Annotated in this window: 21 protein-coding genes; 14 read left to right on the forward strand and 7 right to left on the reverse strand. The window is 59.1% G+C overall.

The genetic code is table 11. The features are described 5' to 3' along the window. Positions 1-78: 78 nt before the first annotated feature. Entirely contained in the window at positions 79-837 is a 759-nt protein-coding gene (locus ACA062_RS26910; protein WP_497453756.1) for an SDR family oxidoreductase, read from the forward strand. Between the two features lie 132 nt (positions 838-969). Here the strand turns inward: ACA062_RS26910 and apbC are convergent, their stop codons facing one another. Next, positions 970-2,064 carry an iron-sulfur cluster carrier protein ApbC gene (gene apbC, locus ACA062_RS26915; RefSeq protein ID WP_497453757.1) on the reverse strand — a complete coding sequence of 365 codons (1,095 nt, stop codon included), beginning with the start codon at positions 2,062-2,064 and terminating at the stop codon, positions 970-972. A gap of 347 nt (positions 2,065-2,411) precedes the next feature. Between apbC and metG the strand changes: the two genes are divergently transcribed. The 8 genes from metG (at position 2,412) to ACA062_RS26955 (ending at position 9,301) form a co-directional block, all read left to right on the forward strand. Then, the gene (gene metG, locus ACA062_RS26920; protein WP_497453758.1) at positions 2,412-4,463 is read left to right on the forward strand and encodes a methionine--tRNA ligase; all 2,052 of its coding nucleotides are present in this window, start codon (positions 2,412-2,414) and stop codon (positions 4,461-4,463) included. Between the two features lie 143 nt (positions 4,464-4,606). Next, the gene (locus ACA062_RS26925; protein ID WP_497453759.1) at positions 4,607-5,176 is read left to right on the forward strand and encodes an electron transport complex protein RnfA; all 570 of its coding nucleotides are present in this window, start codon (positions 4,607-4,609) and stop codon (positions 5,174-5,176) included. Next, positions 5,173-6,183: an electron transport complex subunit RsxB gene (gene rsxB / locus ACA062_RS26930; protein ID WP_497453760.1), complete on the forward strand. Its 1,011-nt coding sequence runs from the start codon at positions 5,173-5,175 to the stop codon at positions 6,181-6,183. Before ACA062_RS26925 ends, rsxB begins: the two co-directional genes overlap by 4 nt. Next, positions 6,170-7,162 carry an RnfABCDGE type electron transport complex subunit D gene (locus tag ACA062_RS26935; RefSeq protein WP_497453761.1) on the forward strand — a complete coding sequence of 331 codons (993 nt, stop codon included), beginning with the start codon at positions 6,170-6,172 and terminating at the stop codon, positions 7,160-7,162. Before rsxB ends, ACA062_RS26935 begins: the two co-directional genes overlap by 14 nt. Further along, positions 7,159-7,770 (forward strand): RnfABCDGE type electron transport complex subunit G, encoded by a 612-nt coding sequence (locus tag ACA062_RS26940; protein ID WP_497453762.1) that lies wholly within the window; start codon positions 7,159-7,161, stop codon positions 7,768-7,770. Before ACA062_RS26935 ends, ACA062_RS26940 begins: the two co-directional genes overlap by 4 nt. Further along, positions 7,763-8,350, forward strand: coding sequence for an Rnf-Nqr domain containing protein (locus tag ACA062_RS26945; RefSeq protein ID WP_497453763.1), 588 nt, complete (start codon positions 7,763-7,765; stop codon positions 8,348-8,350). The genes ACA062_RS26940 and ACA062_RS26945 overlap by 8 nt, the downstream gene beginning before the upstream one ends. A 25-nt stretch (positions 8,351-8,375) precedes the next feature. Further along, a complete protein-coding gene (nth, locus tag ACA062_RS26950) occupies positions 8,376-9,014 on the forward strand; it encodes an endonuclease III (RefSeq protein ID WP_497453764.1) in 639 nt (212 codons plus the stop codon). A 107-nt stretch (positions 9,015-9,121) separates the two neighbouring features. Then, the gene (locus ACA062_RS26955; protein WP_497453765.1) at positions 9,122-9,301 is read left to right on the forward strand and encodes a PA3496 family putative envelope integrity protein; all 180 of its coding nucleotides are present in this window, start codon (positions 9,122-9,124) and stop codon (positions 9,299-9,301) included. 88 nt (positions 9,302-9,389) lie between these two features. On the opposite strand, the gene ACA062_RS26960 is transcribed toward ACA062_RS26955, so the two are convergent. Further along, positions 9,390-10,016 (reverse strand): response regulator transcription factor, encoded by a 627-nt coding sequence (locus tag ACA062_RS26960; RefSeq protein ID WP_128872623.1) that lies wholly within the window; start codon positions 10,014-10,016, stop codon positions 9,390-9,392. 495 nt (positions 10,017-10,511) lie between these two features. Here ACA062_RS26960 and ACA062_RS26965 point away from each other — a divergent pair, with 495 nt between their 5' ends. Next, complete coding sequence (locus ACA062_RS26965) at positions 10,512-11,210, forward strand: hypothetical protein (RefSeq protein ID WP_497453766.1); 699 nt, start codon at positions 10,512-10,514, stop codon at positions 11,208-11,210. 150 nt (positions 11,211-11,360) lie between these two features. Here the strand turns inward: ACA062_RS26965 and ACA062_RS26970 are convergent, their stop codons facing one another. Beyond that, positions 11,361-12,578: an argininosuccinate synthase gene (locus ACA062_RS26970; protein WP_007898502.1), complete on the reverse strand. Its 1,218-nt coding sequence runs from the start codon at positions 12,576-12,578 to the stop codon at positions 11,361-11,363. 129 nt (positions 12,579-12,707) lie between these two features. Beyond that, positions 12,708-13,616 (reverse strand): flagellar protein MotY, encoded by a 909-nt coding sequence (locus ACA062_RS26975; protein WP_497453767.1) that lies wholly within the window; start codon positions 13,614-13,616, stop codon positions 12,708-12,710. 159 nt (positions 13,617-13,775) lie between these two features. On the opposite strand from ACA062_RS26975, the gene pyrC reads away from it, so the two are divergent. After that, on the forward strand, positions 13,776-14,822 hold the full coding sequence (gene pyrC, locus ACA062_RS26980; protein ID WP_138968976.1) for a dihydroorotase: 1,047 nt from the start codon (positions 13,776-13,778) through the stop codon (positions 14,820-14,822). Continuing rightward, positions 14,819-15,496 carry a ribonuclease T gene (gene rnt, locus ACA062_RS26985; RefSeq protein WP_064679478.1) on the forward strand — a complete coding sequence of 226 codons (678 nt, stop codon included), beginning with the start codon at positions 14,819-14,821 and terminating at the stop codon, positions 15,494-15,496. Before pyrC ends, rnt begins: the two co-directional genes overlap by 4 nt. Positions 15,497-15,684: 188 nt before the next feature. On the opposite strand, the gene ACA062_RS26990 is transcribed toward rnt, so the two are convergent. Further along, entirely contained in the window at positions 15,685-16,287 is a 603-nt protein-coding gene (locus ACA062_RS26990; RefSeq protein WP_064679479.1) for a peroxiredoxin, read from the reverse strand. 314 nt (positions 16,288-16,601) lie between these two features. On the opposite strand from ACA062_RS26990, the gene ACA062_RS26995 reads away from it, so the two are divergent. Both ACA062_RS26995 and bfr read left to right on the forward strand, forming a co-directional pair. Next, positions 16,602-16,820 carry a bacterioferritin-associated ferredoxin gene (locus ACA062_RS26995; RefSeq protein WP_064679480.1) on the forward strand — a complete coding sequence of 73 codons (219 nt, stop codon included), beginning with the start codon at positions 16,602-16,604 and terminating at the stop codon, positions 16,818-16,820. Between the two features lie 198 nt (positions 16,821-17,018). After that, positions 17,019-17,492, forward strand: a complete 474-nt coding sequence (bfr, locus tag ACA062_RS27000; protein WP_064679481.1) for a bacterioferritin — start codon at positions 17,019-17,021, stop codon at positions 17,490-17,492. Between the two features lie 296 nt (positions 17,493-17,788). Here the strand turns inward: bfr and grxD are convergent, their stop codons facing one another. Further along, positions 17,789-18,133 carry a Grx4 family monothiol glutaredoxin gene (grxD, locus tag ACA062_RS27005; RefSeq protein WP_497453768.1) on the reverse strand — a complete coding sequence of 115 codons (345 nt, stop codon included), beginning with the start codon at positions 18,131-18,133 and terminating at the stop codon, positions 17,789-17,791. Between the two features lie 96 nt (positions 18,134-18,229). Further along, positions 18,230-20,335: a molybdopterin oxidoreductase family protein gene (locus ACA062_RS27010; protein WP_497453769.1), complete on the reverse strand. Its 2,106-nt coding sequence runs from the start codon at positions 20,333-20,335 to the stop codon at positions 18,230-18,232. Positions 20,336-20,382: the final 47 nt, after the last annotated feature.

The following is a 20,382-nucleotide window of genomic DNA, read 5'->3' on the forward strand; positions in this document are numbered from 1 at the left end:
GCAACCAGGCCACATCAGGTGCAGATCGAGAGGCTCTCCAGGAGCAAAACCACTCTGACCTGCTATTGGGGCATGCGAATGCAACTCACTGACAAAGTAATCATTATCACGGGCGGTTGCCAGGGTTTAGGCCGCTCCATGGCCGAGTATTTCGCTGGCCTTGGCGCGAAGCTGGCACTGGTGGACCTGAACCAGGAAAAACTCGACGACACCGTCGCCGCATGCCAGGCCAGGGGCGTCGAAGCCCGCGCCTACTTGTGCAACGTCGCCAATGAAGAGCAAGTGGCGCACATGGTTGCCCAAGTGGCCAACGATTTTGGTGCGATCCATGGTCTGGTCAACAACGCCGGGATCTTGCGCGACGGTCTGCTGGTCAAGGTCAAGGATGGCGAGATGACCAAAATGAGCCTGGCCCAATGGCAGGCGGTCATCGACGTCAACCTGACCGGCGTGTTCCTGTGCACCCGGGAAGTCGCGGCGAAAATGATCGAGCTGGAGACGGGCGGCACGATCATCAATATCTCGTCGATCTCCCGCGCCGGCAACGTCGGCCAGACCAACTACTCCGCCGCCAAGGCCGGGGTGGCTGCAGCCACCGTGACCTGGGCCAAGGAACTGGCACGCTACGGCATTCGTGTGGCGGGCATCGCACCGGGCTTTATCGAAACCGAAATGACCTTGGGGATGAAACCGGAAGCGCTGGAGAAGATGACGTCCGGGATACCGCTCAAGCGCATGGGCACGCCTGACGAGATTGCTCATTCGGCGGCGTATATATTCGAGAACGACTATTACACCGGGCGGATTCTGGAATTGGATGGCGGGATGCGCATTTAAGGTCACCCCAGAACCACTGTGGGAGCGAGCTTGCTCGCGATGAGGGCGTCACATTCACCATTGCTGGTGACTGATACACCGCTATCGCGAGCAAGCTCGCTCCCACAGGTTTTTCGTGTTATCCGAAGGATATCAATCGTCGCTGATGGTGATGTTCGGCATCGCCGGCGTCACCGCTTCCTGCAACACAATCCGTGCGCCGACATGGCGAGCCAGTTCCTGGTACACCAGCGCAATCGGGCTGTCCGGCTCGGCGATCACCGTAGGCTTGCCGCCATCGGCCTGTTCGCGGATAGCCATTGCCAACGGCAACGAGGCCAACAGTTCGACGCCGTACTGGTTGGCCAGCTTCACCCCTCCGCCCTCACCGAACAGATGCTCGGCATGCCCGCAGTTGGAGCAGATGTGCACGGCCATGTTTTCCACCACGCCCAGCACCGGGATGTTGACCTTGCGGAACATCTCCACACCCTTGCGCGCGTCCAGCAATGCCAGGTCCTGCGGCGTGGTCACGATCACTGCACCGGCCACCGGGACTTTCTGCGCCAGGGTCAACTGGATGTCGCCGGTGCCAGGGGGCATGTCGATGACCAGGTAATCCAGGTCGCCCCAGGCCGTTTGAGTGACCAGTTGCAACAACGCCCCGGAAACCATCGGTCCACGCCAGACCATCGGCGTGTTGTCGTCGGTCAGGAACGCCATGGACATCACTTCGACGCCATGGGACTCGATCGGCACGAACCATTTCTGATCCTTGACCTTCGGTCGGGTGCCTTCGGGGATACCGAACATGATGCCCTGGCTCGGACCGTAGATGTCCGCGTCGAGAATCCCGACCTTGGCGCCTTCGCGGGCCAGGGCCAGGGCCAGGTTGGCGGCGGTGGTGGATTTGCCCACACCGCCCTTGCCGGACGCCACAGCTACCACGTTCTTGACGTTGGCCAGGCCGGGAATCTGTGCCTGAGCCTTGTGCGCGGCGATCACACTGGTGATCTCGACACGGGCGCTGGTCACGCCGTCGAGCTGTTCGATGGCCATTTGCAGCATTTGCGCCCAGCCACTTTTGAACAGGCCGGCGGCGTAACCCAGTTCCAGCTGGACGCTGACGCGATCGCCCTCGAGGTCGATGCTGCGCACGCACCCGGCGCTGACCGGGTCCTGGTTCAGGTAAGGGTCGGTGTATTGGCGAAGGACGGCTTCCACCGCTGCGCGATTGACGGCGCTCATGGGCAACTCCGATAGCAAGACTGGAAAATCAGGCGGGTATCCTACGCCGGACACTCATTTGTGGCGAACAGATTACCGCGGCTGGAAAGCTTCCTTGTGGTGAGGAAGATTGCCTGTGGCGAGGGGGCTTGCCCCCGTTGGGCCGCGAAGCGGCCCCCGAACCAGCACATGCAATCGGACAGACACACCGCATTCGTCGGTTTTACGACTGCTGCGCAGCCGAACGGGGGCAAGCCCCCTCGCCACAAAGCGCATTTGCAACACAACTCCGCCGAGCCACAGGGGTGAAAAATATGCGCCAGCGCTTTATAGTGGCCGACCTCCGTTTCATCAAGTAGCCGAGCCCCATGTCCGAGCCACGCAAGATCCTCGTCACCAGCGCCCTGCCCTATGCCAATGGTTCGATCCATCTTGGCCACATGCTGGAATACATCCAGACCGATATGTGGGTGCGCTTCCAGAAGCACCGCGGCAATCAATGCATTTATGTCTGCGCCGACGACGCCCACGGTTCGGCCATCATGCTGCGCGCGGAAAAGGAAGGCATCACTCCGGAACAACTGATCGCCAACGTCCAGGCTGAACACAGCGCCGACTTTGCCGAGTTCCTGGTGGACTTCGACAATTTCCACTCCACTCACGCCGAAGAAAACCGTGAGCTGTCGAGCCAGGTCTACCTGAAGCTGCGCGACGCCGGGCACATCGCCACGCGTTCGATCACGCAGTACTTCGACCCGGAAAAGAAAATGTTCCTGGCCGACCGCTTCATCAAGGGCACCTGCCCGAAATGCGGCACCGAAGACCAGTATGGCGACAACTGCGAAAAATGCGGCGCGACTTACGCACCGACCGACCTGAAGGATCCGAAGTCGGCGATCTCCGGCGCCACCCCGGTGCTCAAGGATTCCCAGCACTTCTTCTTCAAGCTGCCGGACTTCCAGGAAATGCTGCAGGCCTGGACCCGCAGCGGCACCCTGCAAGAAGCCGTGGCCAACAAGATCGCCGAATGGCTCGATGCCGGCCTGCAACAATGGGACATTTCCCGTGATGCGCCGTACTTCGGTTTCGAGATCCCCGACGAGCCGGGCAAGTACTTCTATGTCTGGCTGGACGCGCCGATCGGCTACATGGCCAGCTTCAAGAACCTGTGCGACCGCAAGCCGGAACTGAACTTCGATGCGTTCTGGGGCAAAGACTCCACCGCCGAGCTGTATCACTTCATCGGCAAGGACATCGTCAATTTCCACGCGCTGTTCTGGCCCGCCATGCTCGAAGGCGCCGGGTTCCGGAAACCGACCGGCATCAACGTGCACGGCTACCTGACCGTCAACGGTCAGAAAATGTCCAAGTCCCGCGGCACCTTCATCAAGGCCCGGACCTACCTGGATCACCTGTCGCCGGAATACCTGCGTTACTACTACGCGGCCAAGCTCGGCCGTGGCGTCGACGACCTGGACCTGAACCTCGAAGACTTCGTGCAGAAGGTCAACTCCGACCTGGTCGGCAAGGTCGTCAACATCGCCAGCCGTTGCGCAGGCTTCATTCATAAAGGCAACGCGGGTGTGCTGGTGGCCGGCAATGCCGCGCCAGAGCTGACCGAAGCCTTCCTGGCCGCGGCACCGAGCATCGCCGACGCCTACGAGGCTCGCGATTTCGCCCGTGCCATGCGCGAGATCATGGGCCTGGCCGACCGTGCCAACGCCTGGATCGCCGACAAGGCGCCGTGGTCGCTGAACAAACAGGAAGGCAAGCAGGAAGAAGTCCAGGCCATCTGCGCCCTGGGCATCAACCTGTTCCGCCAACTGGTGATCTTCCTCAAGCCGGTATTGCCGCTGCTGGCCGCCGACGCCGAGGCGTTCCTCAACGTGGCGCCGCTGACCTGGAACGACCACGCGACCTTGCTCAGCAACCATCAGCTGAACGAGTTCAAGCCCTTGATGACCCGTATCGACCCGGTAAAAGTGCAAGCCATGACCGATGCTTCGAAAGAAGACCTGACCGCCAGCCAGACCGACACTGGCGATGCCGCGCCTGCCGGCAACGGCGAGCTGGCCAAGGATCCGCTGTCGCCGGAGATCGAGTTCGACGCGTTTGCCGCGGTCGACTTGCGCGTCGCCCTGATCGTCAAGGCCGAACACGTGGAAGGTGCCGACAAGCTGCTGCGCCTGACCCTGGACATCGGTGACGAGCAACGCAATGTGTTCTCCGGGATCAAGAGCGCCTACCCGGATCCGTCCAAGCTCGATGGTCGCCTGACCATGATGATCGCCAACCTCAAGCCCCGCAAAATGAAATTCGGCATCTCCGAAGGCATGGTGATGGCCGCCGGCCCCGGCGGTGAAGAAATCTACCTGCTCAGCCCTGACAGTGGCGCCAAGCCAGGTCAGCGCATCAAGTAACACCCTGCGGTAAATCGATCCCACAGTCGTGCCTGGCGCGCCTGTGGGATTTTCATGTCTGGCCCACCCTCCGTCCTTGCCGGATAATGCCTAACCTTGTTAGACAGCTCCATTGGAAAGCCCCCGTTCTTGCCGGCACGATCATGACCGAGATACTGCTTACGCTTATCAGCGCTGCCCTGATCAACAACCTCGTGTTGCACTGGCCCCTGGGCGTCGATCCGCTGCTGGGCAGCGAGCGCCGCCAGGTGCATGCGCTGGGCATTGCGACGACGTGCCTGATGCTGATTGTGGGCATGTCGAGCTACGCGCTTTACCACTGGCTGCTGGTGCCTTTGGGGCTGACGCCGCTGCGCCTGTTCGTGTTTCTGCCACTGAGCGTGCTGTTGATCGCGCCCTTGTTGAAGCTGCTTGCACGGCTGCTCGGGAAGCTTTCGTTCGAAGGCCTCTGGCCGCTGCTGCTGGGTAACGCCGGTGTGCTCGGCCTGGCGCTGATCAATGTTCAAAATGACAAGGGATTCTTTCATGCCACAGCCCTGAGCCTCGGTGCCGGGCTGGGTTTCTGGCTGGTGCTGAGTCTGTTCAGCGACCTGCGCCAGCGCACTATCGATAACGATATCCCCCTGCCCTTTCGCGGCCTGCCGATCGATCTGATCGGCGCCGGACTGATTGCAGTGGCTTTTCTCGGATTCAGCGGGCTGATCAAAACATGAGTCTGATTCAACGCATCGACGCCCTCTTGCCGCAGACCCAATGCGGCAAGTGCGGCCACCCCGGATGCAAGCCCTACGCCGAAGGCATCGCCAGCGGCGAGTCGATCAACAAGTGCCCGCCGGGCGGCAGCGAAACCATCGCGGCCCTGGCAGAACTGCTGAAGGTGCCGGTGCTGGAGCTGGACGTCAGTCGCGGTGCGGCTCCCGCGCAAATCGCTTATATCCGCGAGGCCGAGTGCATCGGTTGCACCAAATGCATCCAGGCTTGCCCGGTGGACGCCATCGTCGGTGCAGCCAAACTGATGCACACGGTCATCGTCGACGAATGCACCGGTTGCGACCTCTGTGTAGCGCCCTGCCCGGTGGATTGCATCGAGATGCGGCCGTTGCCGCTGGCCACGGTAGTGCCGGTGGTCGGCGGCCTGGCGTTCAGTCTTGAACAGCAACAGGCTCGCGCCGCCAAACGCAATCACGCGCGGCGCCGGTTCGAACAGCGCAACGCCCGCTTGCGTCGTGAAGAACAACAGAAACTCGCCGAGCGCCACGCCCGGGCGCAACGCGCCGTGCCGCAGCACAGTGAGGTGGTGCTCGATCCGGTGCAGGCAGCCCTTGAACGCATACGCGCGCAAAAAGCCGCCAATGCCGATGCCGCACTGAAGAAGGCCAAGATCGATCTGGCGATGAGCCGCGCGCAACTGAATAAATCGCTCAAGGCTTTCGGGCATCCGCCAACGTTCGAGCAGCAATCGCAACTGATCGTGCTGCAACAGCAGTTCGAGGCCGCCGAGCAAGCCCTGGCCAGACTGGAGAGTACTGCTGCACCTGCCCCGGCGCCTGTTGCCCCGGTGAAGAATGCGCAGCTGAATCGGGCGAAGATCCAATTGGCCATGCGCCGCGCCGAACTCAAGAAAGCTCAAGCCAGTGAAGCACCGGCCGAACACATTGCAGCGCTGGAGCACGCGGTGACTGAAGCCGAGCAGCAGGTGGATGCCCATGCCACTGCTTGAACCGGCCGACGAACGCCTTCAGCAGGCCATGAAGCAGGTATTGCTGGCCACGGTGCCGGGAATGCTGGTGTTGTTCTGGTGGTATGGCTGGGGCGTGTTGATCAACCTGCTGCTGGCGGGTGTGACCGCACTGGCGGTTGAGGCGCTGGTGTTGCGGCTGCGCAAGCGCCCCATCAAACCGACCTTGAGCGACGGCAGCGCGCTGGTCAGTGCGACGCTGCTGGCACTGGCCTTGCCGCCTTATTGCCCGTGGTGGCTGACGGTCAGTGCGGTGGCTTTTGCGCTGTTGTTTGGCAAGCACCTGTATGGCGGCGTCGGCAAGAACCCGTTCAACCCGGCCATGCTCGGTTTTGCCCTGGTGCTGGTGGCCTTTCCCCAGCAGATGACCCACTGGCCATCGTCCCACGGCATGGACCTGTTCGGTGGCTTGCGGCAGGTGTTCGGTTTCAGTCTCGGCCAGGCACCGGATGCCTGGGCCCAGGCCACGGCACTGGACAGCCTGCGGATCAACAAAAGCCTGACGATGGACGAACTGTTCGCCGATAACCCGGCATTCGGCCGGTTCGGCGGGCGGGGCGTGGAATGGGTCAACCTGGCCTTTTTGGCGGGCGGCGCGTTTCTGCTGCAACGGCGGGTGTTCAGCTGGCACGCGCCGGTCGGCATGCTGGCCAGCCTGTTCGTGATCAGTCTGCTGTGCTGGAATGGCACCGGCTCCGATTCCCATGGCTCACCGCTGTTTCATCTGCTCACTGGCGCGAGCATGCTGGGGGCATTCTTCATTGTCACCGAACCGGTGTCCGGCGCCAAAAGCCCCGGTGCCCGGCTGCTGTTCGGCGCGGGCGTGGGGCTGCTGACGTATGTGCTTCGCACCTGGGGCGGCTATCCGGACGGCGTAGCCTTTGCCGTACTGCTGATGAACCTGTGCGTACCGGCGCTGGAGCGGATTGCCGCGGCCAGGCAGGAGCGGGTTGAACCATGAGCCGAGCGTCGAGTGTCGTGATCCTGGTGTTGCTGGCGGGCCTGGGGACAGGCGCGACCTACCTCGTGCAGCACACCAGCGCGCCGCGCATTGCGGCTGAACAGCGTCTGATCGACAGTCGTAACCTGCTCGACCTGCTGCCCCCTGACAGTTATGACAATCAGCCGCTGGAACAGCCCCTCAGCCTTGCAAGAACAGACTTGCCTGAAAGCATGCTGCTGGGTGGCTACCGCGTGACCAAGGCTGGCCAACCCAGCGCCGTATTGCTGCGCAGCCAGACCCTGGGCTACGCAGGTTCAATCGAACTGCTGATCGCCATCGGCGCAAATGGCCGGTTGCTGGGCGTCAAAACCCTCAATCAATCGGAAACCCCAGGGCTGGGTGGCAGGATTGCCGACTGGCCCAACGCCTGGCTTCAGGTTTTCGCCGGCAAAACCCGAGCCGAACCCGGCGACGCGGGCTGGGCCCTGAAAAAAGATCAGGGGACATTTGATCAGATCGCTGGCGCGACCATCACCTCAAGAGCGGTGATCAACGCCATTCATGACGCGTTGCGCTACTTCGATGAACACTCGCAACAGCTGATCGGGAGCAGTGCCCATGAATAACTCATCGCCCCTGCAACACTCGCTGATGCTGGCGCCCCTGATCGGCGCGACGGACTCGCTGATGAAGGCGCTGGGCTTGTGGCTGATGTTCATCGTGGTGAGCAGTGTCTTTGGGGTGTGCATGGGCGCGTTGCGCGCCCGACTGATTCCAGCGACCCAGGTGCTTGCTGGCGTCTTGCTGGCGGCCACGCTGACCAGTTGCGCTGAACTCGGGGCGCAGGCCTGGTCGCTTCAATGGCATCAACAGATGGGCTGGTATGCAGGATTGATTGCCTTGCAATGCGTCGTCATGGACCAGACCGGTTTTTTCCAGCGCACAGGGCGTGATCGTCTGCGCCTGTGTGGCCTGTTCGGCGCGTTGCTGATGGGTATGGGCCTGCTGCGAGAGCTGTTGGGCAGCGGCACACTGGGCGGCCACCTGCCATGGCTGGCTGGCGCCACGCAACCGGACTGGCAAGGCTGGGTCCTGACCGCCGACGGTGGGGTACGCCTGGCTATCCTGGCGCCCGGTGGATTCATTCTGCTCGGGCTGCTGCTCGCCGCCTGGCAGGCCTGGGCGCACCCGACGCCTTCACACTGACTGTCTTCGAGGAAAATCACTGTTCATGAATGCTGCAAAACGTCTGGAAATTTTCCGCCGGTTTCACGAAGACAACCCGGAACCGAAAACCGAACTGGCCTACTCGTCGCCGTTCGAACTGCTGATCGCCGTGATTCTTTCGGCACAGTCGACCGATGTCGGCGTCAACAAGGCCACCGCCAAACTCTATCCGGTGGCCAATACGCCTGCCGCGATTCACGCCTTGGGCGTCGAGGGATTGTCGGAGTACATCAAGACGATCGGACTGTTCAACAGCAAAGCGAAAAATGTGATCGAGACCTGTCGTTTGCTGCTGGAGCGTCATGGCGGCGAAGTGCCGCAAACCCGTGAAGCGCTGGAAGCGCTACCCGGTGTCGGTCGTAAAACGGCCAACGTGGTGCTCAATACGGCATTCCGTCAGCTGACCATGGCCGTGGACACCCATATTTTCCGGGTCAGCAACCGTACCGGGATTGCGCCGGGCAAGAATGTGGTCGAGGTCGAGACAAAGCTGATGAAGTTCGTGCCCAGGCAATACCTGCTCGATTCCCATCACTGGCTGATTCTCCATGGTCGCTACGTCTGCCTGGCTCGCAAGCCCCGCTGTGGCAGTTGCCGGATTGAAGACCTGTGCGAATACAAGCACAAGACCTCGGACGATTGAGGCGCTATTAGGTTTTTCAATATATCGATTGAAAAAATCTTTTTTACCCACCGCACGAATGTCGATATAAGGAGCGCCAAAGGCAGTCTTAGCCTGGAGTTGACCCTATGAGTACTGGCAAAGAGCAATTGGACGTAGAAGACGACTTCACCCCCGTTGAGGCTGATGACGCCGACCCTGTGGTTGAAGTGGCAAAGACCAACCTCAATAAACGCCGCACCATTGACAATCTGCTGGAGGAGCGCCGACTGCAAAAGCAATTGGCCGATTACGATTTTGACCTATGACACCTCAAAAGCCTCCCGAAACGGAGGCTTTTTACCCAGAGCCGCCCCCCTGATAATCGCCTAACGCCTATCGTCAACGTTGCCGCCGTCACACCAGACCATTGCGTTGCGCCAATTCGATCAGATCGACCAGGGAACGCGCATTGAGCTTCAATAACAAGCGCGTCTTGTAAGTGCTGACGGTTTTATTGCTAAGGAACATGCCGTCGGCAATCTCCTTGTTGGTCCTCCCGCGGGCCAGTTGCTGCAACACCATCATTTCCCGCCCCGACAGACGATCCACCATATCGGATTCACTGGCATTGCCCATACTGGAACGCACCGTGTGCAGGGCTTGATTCGGAAAATAACTGTAGCCTGACAACACCGCCTTTATTGCGCTGAGCAATTCAGTGAGATCCTGTTGCTTGCAAACATATCCGGCAGCCCCCGATTGCATGCAACGCATGGAAAAATGACCCGGTGCCTGGGACGTCAATATCAATACTTTTATTGGCATGGCTGCCGATGCCAGTCGCGCAATGACTTCCAACCCATCGAGTTTTGGAATGCCAATATCCAGAATGACAATATCGGGCATAAGTTCGCGGGCAAGCTGTAACGCATCCACACCATTATCTGTTTCTGCAATGACTTCGTAGCCATGACGTTCCATCAGCATACGTACCGCTAGACGAATGACGGGGTGATCATCCACGATCAGCACTTTATTCATGGGCAAGTCCAATTTCGCTGTTCGAATTTTTAGAGCCCGCACAATAGCCTAGTCGTTTCACCCATGGCATGCCGCCCCCCCCGGCCATCCACAGCAAGAGACATTCCCTACAAACAACACAGATTATTCCTACAAAAATTCCTTGAATACAGTGCATCAGAAAACTTATCAGGCGCTCGACTTGCGATTCCTCAACAGTTTTTTGTATCGATTTGCAACCATAAAACAAACAAAAAGACTCGGATACCGAAAATCCGGCCTGCAACGATGTTTGAACTATCCTGAAAAGTAACCGATATTTTCCGGCCCAGGACGCACATTAACAATATTGCCTATCCAGCGTCCTCTTACTCATATAGCCAAACAACCACTAAGGTGCTAACACAATGAAACAGATATACCCGAAACACTAACAAGCAGTTACCATCCCGAGCAGCAGACCAAAACCTCTCCCATACACCCAAGAGAAAAGACAAACTTTAATGAGAAAAAAACATGGAACATATAAAACAAAAAATCACCAACCCCCTGACACTCATCGCGATATTCGCAACCCTGTCGGAAACTTCAGCGGCTGTCTCCCTGCCCTTCCTTGATGATGAAGACCGGGATATCTACGTCTGGTTCTTGATCAGCTTTCCTTTTTATCTGCTCTTTCTTTTCTTTGCCACACTCAACTTCAACTATCGGTCGCTTTACGCACCTTCCGATTTTGCAAAAGGCGAGCACTTCATAAAAGCCATGAACAAGGCCGAGCGTCCGGGAAAGCGTGAGTCCAGGTCGACACATAAAAAACCGGCCCGGAGTCAATCGACGATTGATCGCGGCTCCACTCCCCCTTCCGGTTACGCACAGGACCCTCCCGGGACGGATCTACAGACCGCGCCGGAGCACTACATCCGCCTGCCGGAGCGACTCAAAGACCTGTATATCGTCGATATACGCGGGATGAGCCAACACATCGAGATGGACGCCTCGCTGGAAAATATTCGACAAGAACAGGGAAAAGCTGCGCATGCCATCGTGTTCATCACCTGCAGTGAATCACAGAGGCTGCTGAAGGAGAGCCCATTCAAACATGCAAGAAACACAAAGAAACACAGTGGTGCAGCGCTCTATGTTGCTTACAATTTGAATTCAAATGGCCTGACGGTCATTGAACAAACGCATCCATTGACGCAAAGCAGTCAATAGCGATTGAAGACCCGGTAGAAACAGACAGGACAGTCATCAGTACGCGGCAGCGCAATGTCAGGCAGAACATCCCCCCCTTCAGATCTGTGGCCTTGTCAACGACAAGGCCACAGATTCAACGACGCGGGTTGCACTGCGTTATCTGACGTCTCAGAACAGCTTGCGGCCTTTGTTCGCCGCAATACGCATGCGCAAGGCATTGAGCTTGATGAAGCCCGCCGCATCGGCCTGGTTGTAAGCGCCGCCATCTTCCTCGAAGGTCGCGATGTTGGCGTCGAACAGCGATTCGTCGGACTTGCGGCCGGTGACGATCACGTTGCCCTTGTACAGCTTCAGGCGCACAACGCCGTTCACATGGGCCTGGGAAGCATCGATCATCTGTTGCAGCATCAGACGCTCAGGGCTCCACCAGTAACCGGTGTAGATCAGGCTGGCGTATTTCGGCATCAGCTCATCCTTGAGGTGAGCCACTTCGCGGTCCAGGGTGATCGATTCGATCGCACGGTGGGCGCGCAGCATGATGGTGCCACCAGGGGTTTCGTAGCAGCCACGGGACTTCATGCCGACGTAGCGGTTCTCGACGATGTCGAGACGGCCGATACCGTGTTCGCCACCAATGCGGTTCAGGGTCGCCAGCACGGTAGCCGGGGTCATTTCGACACCGTCCAGCGCGACGATATCGCCGTTGCGGTAGGTCAGTTCCAGGTACTGCGCCTTGTCAGGAGCCTTCTCCGGGGAGACGGTCCATTTCCACATGTCTTCTTCGTGCTCGGTCCAGGTGTCTTCCAGCACGCCGCCTTCATAGGAGATGTGCAGCAGGTTGGCATCCATCGAGTACGGGGATTTTTTCTTGCCGTGACGCTCGATCGGGATGTTGTGCTTTTCAGCGTAATCCATCAGCTTTTCACGGGACAGCAGGTCCCATTCGCGCCACGGAGCGATGACCTTCACGCCTGGCTTCAGGGCGTAGGCGCCCAGTTCGAAACGCACCTGGTCGTTACCCTTGCCGGTCGCGCCATGGGAAATGGCGTCAGCGCCGGTTTCGTTGGCGATTTCGATCAGGCGCTTGGCGATCAACGGACGAGCGATGGAAGTACCCAGCAGGTACTCGCCTTCATAAACGGTGTTGGCGCGGAACATCGGGAACACGAAATCACGCACGAATTCTTCGCGCAGATCGTCGATGTAGATTTCTTTTACGCCCATGGCCTGAGCCTTGGCGCGGGCCGGCTCGACCTCTTCGCCCTGACCCAGGTCAGCGGTGAAGGTCACGACTTCACAGTTATAAGTATCCTGCAGCCACTTGAGGATCACCGAAGTGTCCAGGCCGCCGGAATACGCCAGAACGACCTTGTTTACGTCCGCCATGCCATCACTCCACGGGGTTCTACGGAAAGCCGTCAAGTCTACCGGTCATGCAGAATAATTTACAGAGGCGCGACAGCTTATGACGACGAAGCGACAGATTATGTCAAGCGAGCGACGATCACAGCCCGTTCAGGACGTCGATGCCGCGCTCGCCGTCGCCGTGGCGCGGGGGGACGGTTTTTCGGTCGGCGCCACCCGCGCGAGATGGACATTGACCCGACGGTTCTTCGCCCGGTTGGCGGCCGAGGTGTTGGGCGCCAATGGATAACGTTCGCCGTGGAAGCGCAGGGTAATCTGCGACGCCTGAACACCGTTGGCCTTGAAGAACTCCATGACCGCCAGGGCCCGGCGCCGCGAGAGGTCCCGGTTGGTCAGGCGGTTGCCGCTGTTGTCGGAATGACCATCGAGCTCGATGTGATTGACTGTCGGGTCGGCCTTCATGAACGCCAGCATCATTTGCAATTGTGCCTTGGCCTGCGCGTCGAGATCGATGCCTTCGCCGGGGAAGCCGATCCGGGATTGCCTGACCTGCTCGAAATTCTTCGGCAGCAGCTTCGCTACACAGCCCTGGTATTCGTTGAAGGCCTTGCTGAACTTGACCGGCAACAGACGCACTTCCGATACCCGGCCATCGCCCGAATAATGCCGCACCACCGGACTGCGGCCGTCCATCAAGCCATTGATCAAGCGCCCGGCCTGTACGTGCGAGCTGTTGAACAGCACATTGCCACTGCCGATTTGCACGGCACCGAGGTTGATGTCGCCACGCCCCGGCTGCCATGGCGCCGCAGCCGCCAGCAAGGTCGCTGAACCGCCGCCGATCATCGCGATATCAGCCTTCAGCCGAAACGTCGCCTGCTCACCGGCGCGGCGCACGAACTCACCCGAACCAAAATCGGTGATCGGCTGAGTCAGGCGGCATTCGAACTTGTCACCTTCCACCGTCCACTCGATGCTCTCCAGGCGAGTCTGGAACGTGAGCGCCATCGCAGGAAGGCTGGCGAACACACTGAGCAAGACTAAATAACGCTGGCGCACGGGAGGCTCCACTGGCTTCTACAACAAAAAGACCGACACACAAATGTTCACGGCAGACCTGTTGGATATCGGAAGCTTCCCGCAAAACTTGATAGCGAGTGCCTGGAAGAGTCTTTTCCGGTAGCATTCCCCAGAGTTTGACCCGCCTGGAATCCCCTCATGTCCGACCGCCTGACCCTGCTGCGTCCCGACGACTGGCACATTCATCTTCGCGATGGTGCCGTGTTGACCAATACCGTTGCGGATGTCGCGCGCACCTTTGGTCGCGCCATCATCATGCCCAACCTGGTACCTCCGGTGCGCAACGCCGCTGAAGCCGACGGCTATCGCCAGCGGATTCTCGCTGCACGCCCGGCCGGCAGTCGTTTCGAACCGTTGATGGTGCTGTACCTGACCGACCGTACCCAGCCCGAAGAAATTCGCGAGGCCAAGGCCAGCGGTTTCATTCACGCCGCCAAACTGTACCCGGCCGGCGCGACCACCAATTCGGACTCTGGCGTCACCAGCATCGACAAGATTTTCCCTGCACTCGAGGCCATGGCCGAAGTCGGGATGCCCCTGCTGGTCCACGGTGAAGTCACCCGTGGCGATGTCGACGTGTTCGATCGCGAAAAAATCTTCATCGATGAGCACATGCGTCGTGTGGTCGAGCGTTTCCCGACGCTCAAGGTGGTGTTCGAACACATCACCACCGCTGACGCCGTGCAGTTCGTCAATGAGGCCTCGGCCAACGTCGGCGCGACCATCACCGCCCATCACCTGCTGTACAACCGCAACCATATGTTGGTGGGCGGGATTCGGCCGCACTTCTACTGCCTGCCGATCCTCAAGCGCAACACGCACCAGGAAGCGCTGCTCGACGCCGCCACCAGCGGCAGCGACAAGTTCTTCCTCGGCACCGACTCGGCGCCCCATGCCCAGCACGCCAAGGAAGCCGCATGCGGCTGTGCCGGCTGCTACACCGCTTATGCCGCGATCGAGATGTACGCCGAAGCCTTCGAACAGCGTAACGCGCTGGACAAGCTCGAAGCCTTTGCCAGCCTCAACGGCCCGCGCTTCTACGGCCTGCCGGTGAACACCGATCGCATCACCCTGGTCCGCGAAGAGTGGACCGCCCCGACCAGCCTGCCATTTGGCGAGTTGACTGTAATCCCGCTGCGCGCCGGTGAAAAACTGCGCTGGCGCCTGCTGGAGGAACACGCGTGAGTGAAGACCATTTCGACGACGAACAGGACGGTCAAGGCGGCGGAGGTGGCTCGCGCCACCCGATGGCTGAGCGCTTCCGTGGATACCTGCCCGTTGTTGTCGACGTTGAAACCGGGGGTTTCAACTCTGCCACTGACGCCTTGCTGGAAATTGCCGCCACCACCATCGCCATGGATGAAAAAGGGTTTGTTTACCCTGATCACACCTACTTCTTTCGCGTCGAGCCGTTTGAAGGCGCGAACATCGAAGCAGCCGCCCTGGAATTCACCGGGATCAAACTCGATCACCCGCTGCGCATGGCCGTGAGTGAAGAAGCGGCGCTGACCGATATCTTCCGCGGTATCCGCAAGGCCCTGAAGGCCAACGGTTGCAAACGGGCGATTCTGGTCGGGCACAACAGCAGTTTCGACCTGGGTTTTCTTAACGCAGCGGTTGCGCGTCTGGACATGAAGCGCAACCCGTTTCATCCGTTCTCCAGTTTCGATACCGCCACCCTCGCAGGCCTGGCTTACGGTCAAACCGTTCTGGCCAAGGCCTGCCAGGCCGCCGACATCGACTTCGACGGTCGCGAGGCTCACTCGGCTCGTTATGACACTGAGAAGACGGCCGAGCTGTTCTGCGGCATCGTCAATCGCTGGAAACAAATGGGCGGCTGGGAAGATTTCAACGACTGATTACACCCCCCCCTGTAGGAGCTGGCTTGCCAGCGAAGGTCGTCAACGATAACGCTGGATGTCTGACACCCCGCGGCGGTCTTGAGTCCATCGCGAGCAAGCTCGCTCCTACAGGGGGCGACTTCCTTTATCCAGCCCCATAAAAAAACCGGCCACCAGGGCCGGTTTTTTTATGCCTCGAACCTGCCTTACAGCGCAGCAGCGTTCTCGGTCAGGTAAGCCGCGACGCCTTCGGTCGAAGCGGTCATGCCTTTGTCGCCTTTTTTCCAGTTGGCAGGGCAAACTTCGCCGTGCTCTTCGTGGAATTGCAGAGCGTCGACCAGACGGATCAGCTCTTCGATGTTACGGCCCAGCGGCAGGTCGTTGATGATCTGCGAGCGGACAACGCCTTTGTCGTCGATCAGGAACGCGCCACGGAACGCCACGCCGCCTTCGGACTCAACGTCGTAGGCCTTGGCGATTTCGTGCTTCAGGTCGGCCGCCATGGTGTAGCGGACTTCGCCGATGCCACCATTGTTGACCGGGGTGTTGCGCCAGGCGTTGTGGGTGAAGTGCGAGTCGATCGAAACCGCGATCACTTCAACGTTGCGTGCCTTGAAATCGGACATGCGGTTGTCCAGAGCGATCAGCTCGGACGGGCAAACGAAGGTGAAGTCCAGTGGGTAGAAGAACACCAGGCCGTATTTGCCTTTGATGGCCGACGACAGGGTGAAGCTGTCTACGATTTCGCCATTGCCGAGTACGGCCGGTACGGTGAAGTCAGGGGCTTGCTTGCCTACGAGTACGCTCATTGGATATCTCCTGGTGTAAAAACGTGAAGTTCCGGGTTTGCGCCAGCCTGCCACCTTCAGGCGACAGCCCTGTGACACGCACCCGCTTCATAAGGACCGGCCATCATACACTGCGCGTTTGAGCTGTCCTTAACGGTTTTTCGCAGACAGGTTAAAAATGCTTCGTGGCGCTTACTGGCACATTGCTTTGGAAAAAACCGTTCGTCAGTCGCGCCCACTTATAACGCGAAGCTGTCAGAAACCACTTTGACAATCATTCTCGTTAACATTAAGATCCATCGCAATTGAGTCACAACCAGCGACGGTTTTCACTTATGTATGTCTGCCTCTGCACTGGCGTCACCGACGGCCAAATCCGCGATGCAATCTATGAAGGATGCTGCAGCTACAAGGAAGTCCGCCAGGCTACCGGTGTTGCCAGCCAATGTGGCAAATGCGCCTGCCTTGCCAAGGAAGTGGTCCGCGAAACCCTGACCAAAATACAATCGGCCCAGGCTGCGATTCCCTATCCTGTAGAATTTACCGCTGCATAAATACCGTATTTCAAAGAACCGGACTGATGTCCGGTTTTTTTATGCCTGAAAATCAATCGTTTACGCTCTAGACGCGGAACACAAACATTCTTATTCCGATTAATTTTCATTTAACTTTCAATAACTTAGGTTTGACACTCTTAAGTACGCGGCTCAAACTCTGCCTTATAGACAGCTAATACAGGGCAGGACCCCATCATGAAAGGCGACATTACAGTCATCCAGCATCTCAACAAGATCCTTGCCAATGAGCTGGTCGCGATCAATCAATACTTTTTGCATGCGCGCATGTACGAAGATTGGGGTCTGAACAAGCTCGGCAAGCACGAGTACCACGAATCCATCGACGAGATGAAGCACGCGGACAAGCTGATCAAGCGCATCCTGTTCCTCGAAGGCCTGCCTAACGTCCAGGACCTGGGCAAGCTGCAGATCGGCGAACACACCCAGGAAATGCTGGAGTGCGACCTGCGTATTGAAAAAACCGGGCATGCCGATCTCAAGGTGGCGATCGCGCATTGCGAAACCGTTGGCGACTTCGGTAGCCGTGAATTGCTCGAAGACATCCTTGAGTCCGAAGAAGAACATATCGACTGGCTGGAAACCCAACTGGGCCTGATCGATAAGGTTGGTCTTGAGAACTATCTGCAATCGCAGATGGGCGAAGAGTAAGAACTGTGTAGGCGCCGGGTTGCGCCGTGTAGGGGCTGTGTAGGAGCTGTCGAGTGCAACGAGGCTGCGATCTTGGCGATGATGGCAGCGTCGCCATCGACATCGACGTCCACACCGGCATCCACATAACTTATCAAGCGCAATAAAAAGCCCCGCTCCTCTTTCGAGGGGCGGGGCTTTTTAGTTGCTGAAGATCAAAAGATCGCAGCCTCGTTGCACTCGACAGCTCCTACACAGCTCCTACACAGCTCCTACGCAGCGCCTACACAGCGCGCCGACGGGAGGAGCCAAGCGGATCAGGCTTCGGTCTTGTTCGCAGCAGCAGCAGCTTCGACAGCAGCCTTGATGGTAGTTTGCAGCGAACCGTCGGCAGACATCTCAGTCATGATGTCACTACCACCGACCAGCTCACCACCGACCCACAGTTGCGGGAAGGTTGGCCAGTTGGCGTATTTTGGCAGGTTGGCGCGGATTTCCGGGTTCTGCAGGATGTCCACATAAGCAAACTTTTCACCACATGCCATCACGGCCTGCGCAGCTTTCGCGGAGAAGCCACACTGCGGGGCATTTGGCGAACCTTTCATGTAAAGCAGAATGGTGTTGTTGGCAATCTGCTCTTTAATCGTTTCGATGATATCCATGGAGCACCTCGGCTGAACTTTCCGACTCAAGGGTCGGCACGGTAGCGCATTGTAACGGAAACCCGAGCGCCATGCTCGGCCTCCCCACAGACTTGATCAAGCCGCCGCTACAGTGACCGGCACTCCGTTCAACGCTGCATTGCCCGACAACTCATCGAGCTGACATTCATCCGTCAGGTCGTTGGCACTGGCGCCCGGCTGGCCACTGGCAATCGTCATCTGCACACCCGGCCGCGCATGGCCCCAACCGTGAGGCAGGCTGACCACGCCTTTCATCATGTCCAGGCTGCTTAGCACTTCAACTTCGATTACGCCGACCCGCGAACTGACCCGCACTCGCTGCCCGTCGTTGAGCCCCCGACTGGCCAGATCGTCCGGGTGCATCAACAATTGATGGCGCGGCTTGCCCTTCACCAGGCGGTGATAGTTATGCATCCACGAGTTGTTGCTGCGTACATGACGGCGGCCGATCATCAGCAACTCATCCAGGGCCGGGGCTCGCAGGGCGGCGAAACGCGCCAGGTCGGCAAGCAGCGCCGCCGGTGCGGCCTGAACTCGCTGGTTGGCGGTTTTCAGACGTGGCGCCAGGTTGGCTTTCAGCGCCCCGAGATCGACCCCGTGCGGGTGATCGAACAAAGTCGCCAGCGACAGCTGGTGTTCCGACGCATCGCCATACAACCCCGCCCGCAAGCCGCGATCAATCATCTGCGCTGGCGGGACCGTCGGCTTCAATTCCTTGCCGGTCTTCGCGGCAAAGGCCTTGGCCAGCCCCACGAAAATTTCCCAGTCATGCAATGCACCTTCCGGTTTGGCCAGAATCGCGCGATTGAAACGCGTCACGTTACGTACCGCGAACATATTGAAGGTGGTGTCGTAGTGATCGTTTTCCAGCGCCGAGGTCGACGGCAGGATCAGGTCGGCATAACGCGTGGTTTCATTGATGTACAGGTCGACGCTGACCATGAACTCCAACCCGTCCAGCGCCTGTTCCAGCTGGCGACCATTGGGAGTGGAGAGTACCGGATTGCCAGCCACGGTGATCAGCGCCCGGACCTGCCCTTCCCCTTCGGTGAGCATCTCTTCGGCCAGCGTCGACACCGGCAGTTCGCCTGCGTACTCGGGACGCCTGGACACCCGGCTCTGCCACAGATTGAAGTGCCCGCCCGACGTCGACGCCACCAGGTCCACTGCAGGTTCGGTGCACAACGCCCCGCCCACGCGATCGAGGTTGCCCGTGACCAGATTGATCAGTTGCACCACCCAATGGCACAAGGTGCCGAACGCCTGGGTCGAAACACCCATGCGCCCGTAGCAAACCGCTGCCTGCGCAGCCGCGAAGTCCCGCGCCAGTTGGCGGATCTGTTCGGCCGGCACGGCGCACAGCGGGCTCATGGCCTCGGCAGTGAAACTCGCGACGGCGGCACGCACTTCATCCACACCGTCCACAGGCAAATGACTGCCTGTGGTCAGCCCTTCAGCGAACAGGGTATTGAGCAGCCCGAACAACAAGGCCGCATCGCCACCCGGACGCACGAACAGATGCTGGTCGGCCATCGCCGCCGTTTCGCTGCGGCGCGGATCCACCACCACCACTTTGCCGCCCCGGGCCTGAATGGCCTTAAGGCGTTTTTCCACGTCCGGCACGGTCATGATGCTGCCATTGGAGGCCAGTGGATTGCCGCCCAGGATCAGCATGAAATCGGTGTGATCGATGTCCGGGATCGGCAACAGCAAACCGTGGCCGTACATCAGATGGCTGGTCAGGTGATGGGGCAACTGGTCGACCGATGTCGCGGAAAACCGGTTGCGGGTTTTCAGCAGGCCGAGAAAGTAGTTGCTGTGGGTCATCAGCCCGTAGTTGTGCACGCTTGGATTGCCTTGATAGACCGCCACCGCGTTCGGGCCGTGATGTTCCTGAATCGCTGCCAGGCGTTCGGCGACCAGGCTGAAGGCCTCTTCCCACTCGATAGGCAGCCATTCACTGCCGACCCGCCGCATCGGCTGGCGCAGGCGATCCGGATCATTCTGAATATCCTGCAGCGCAACGGCCTTGGGACAGATATGCCCGCGGCTGAAACTATCCTGGGCATCCCCCTTGATCGAGGTGATCTGCACGCGGCCTTCGGCCTCGGTGGTTTCGATGGTCAGGCCACAGATGGCTTCACACAGGTGGCACGCACGGTGATGGAGAGTCTTGGTCATGGCCAGTCTCTGTCTTGTTCTGGGCGGGCAATATCAGCCGCGGGAAC

Source organism: Pseudomonas sp. LBUM1679, assembly GCF_059695565.1.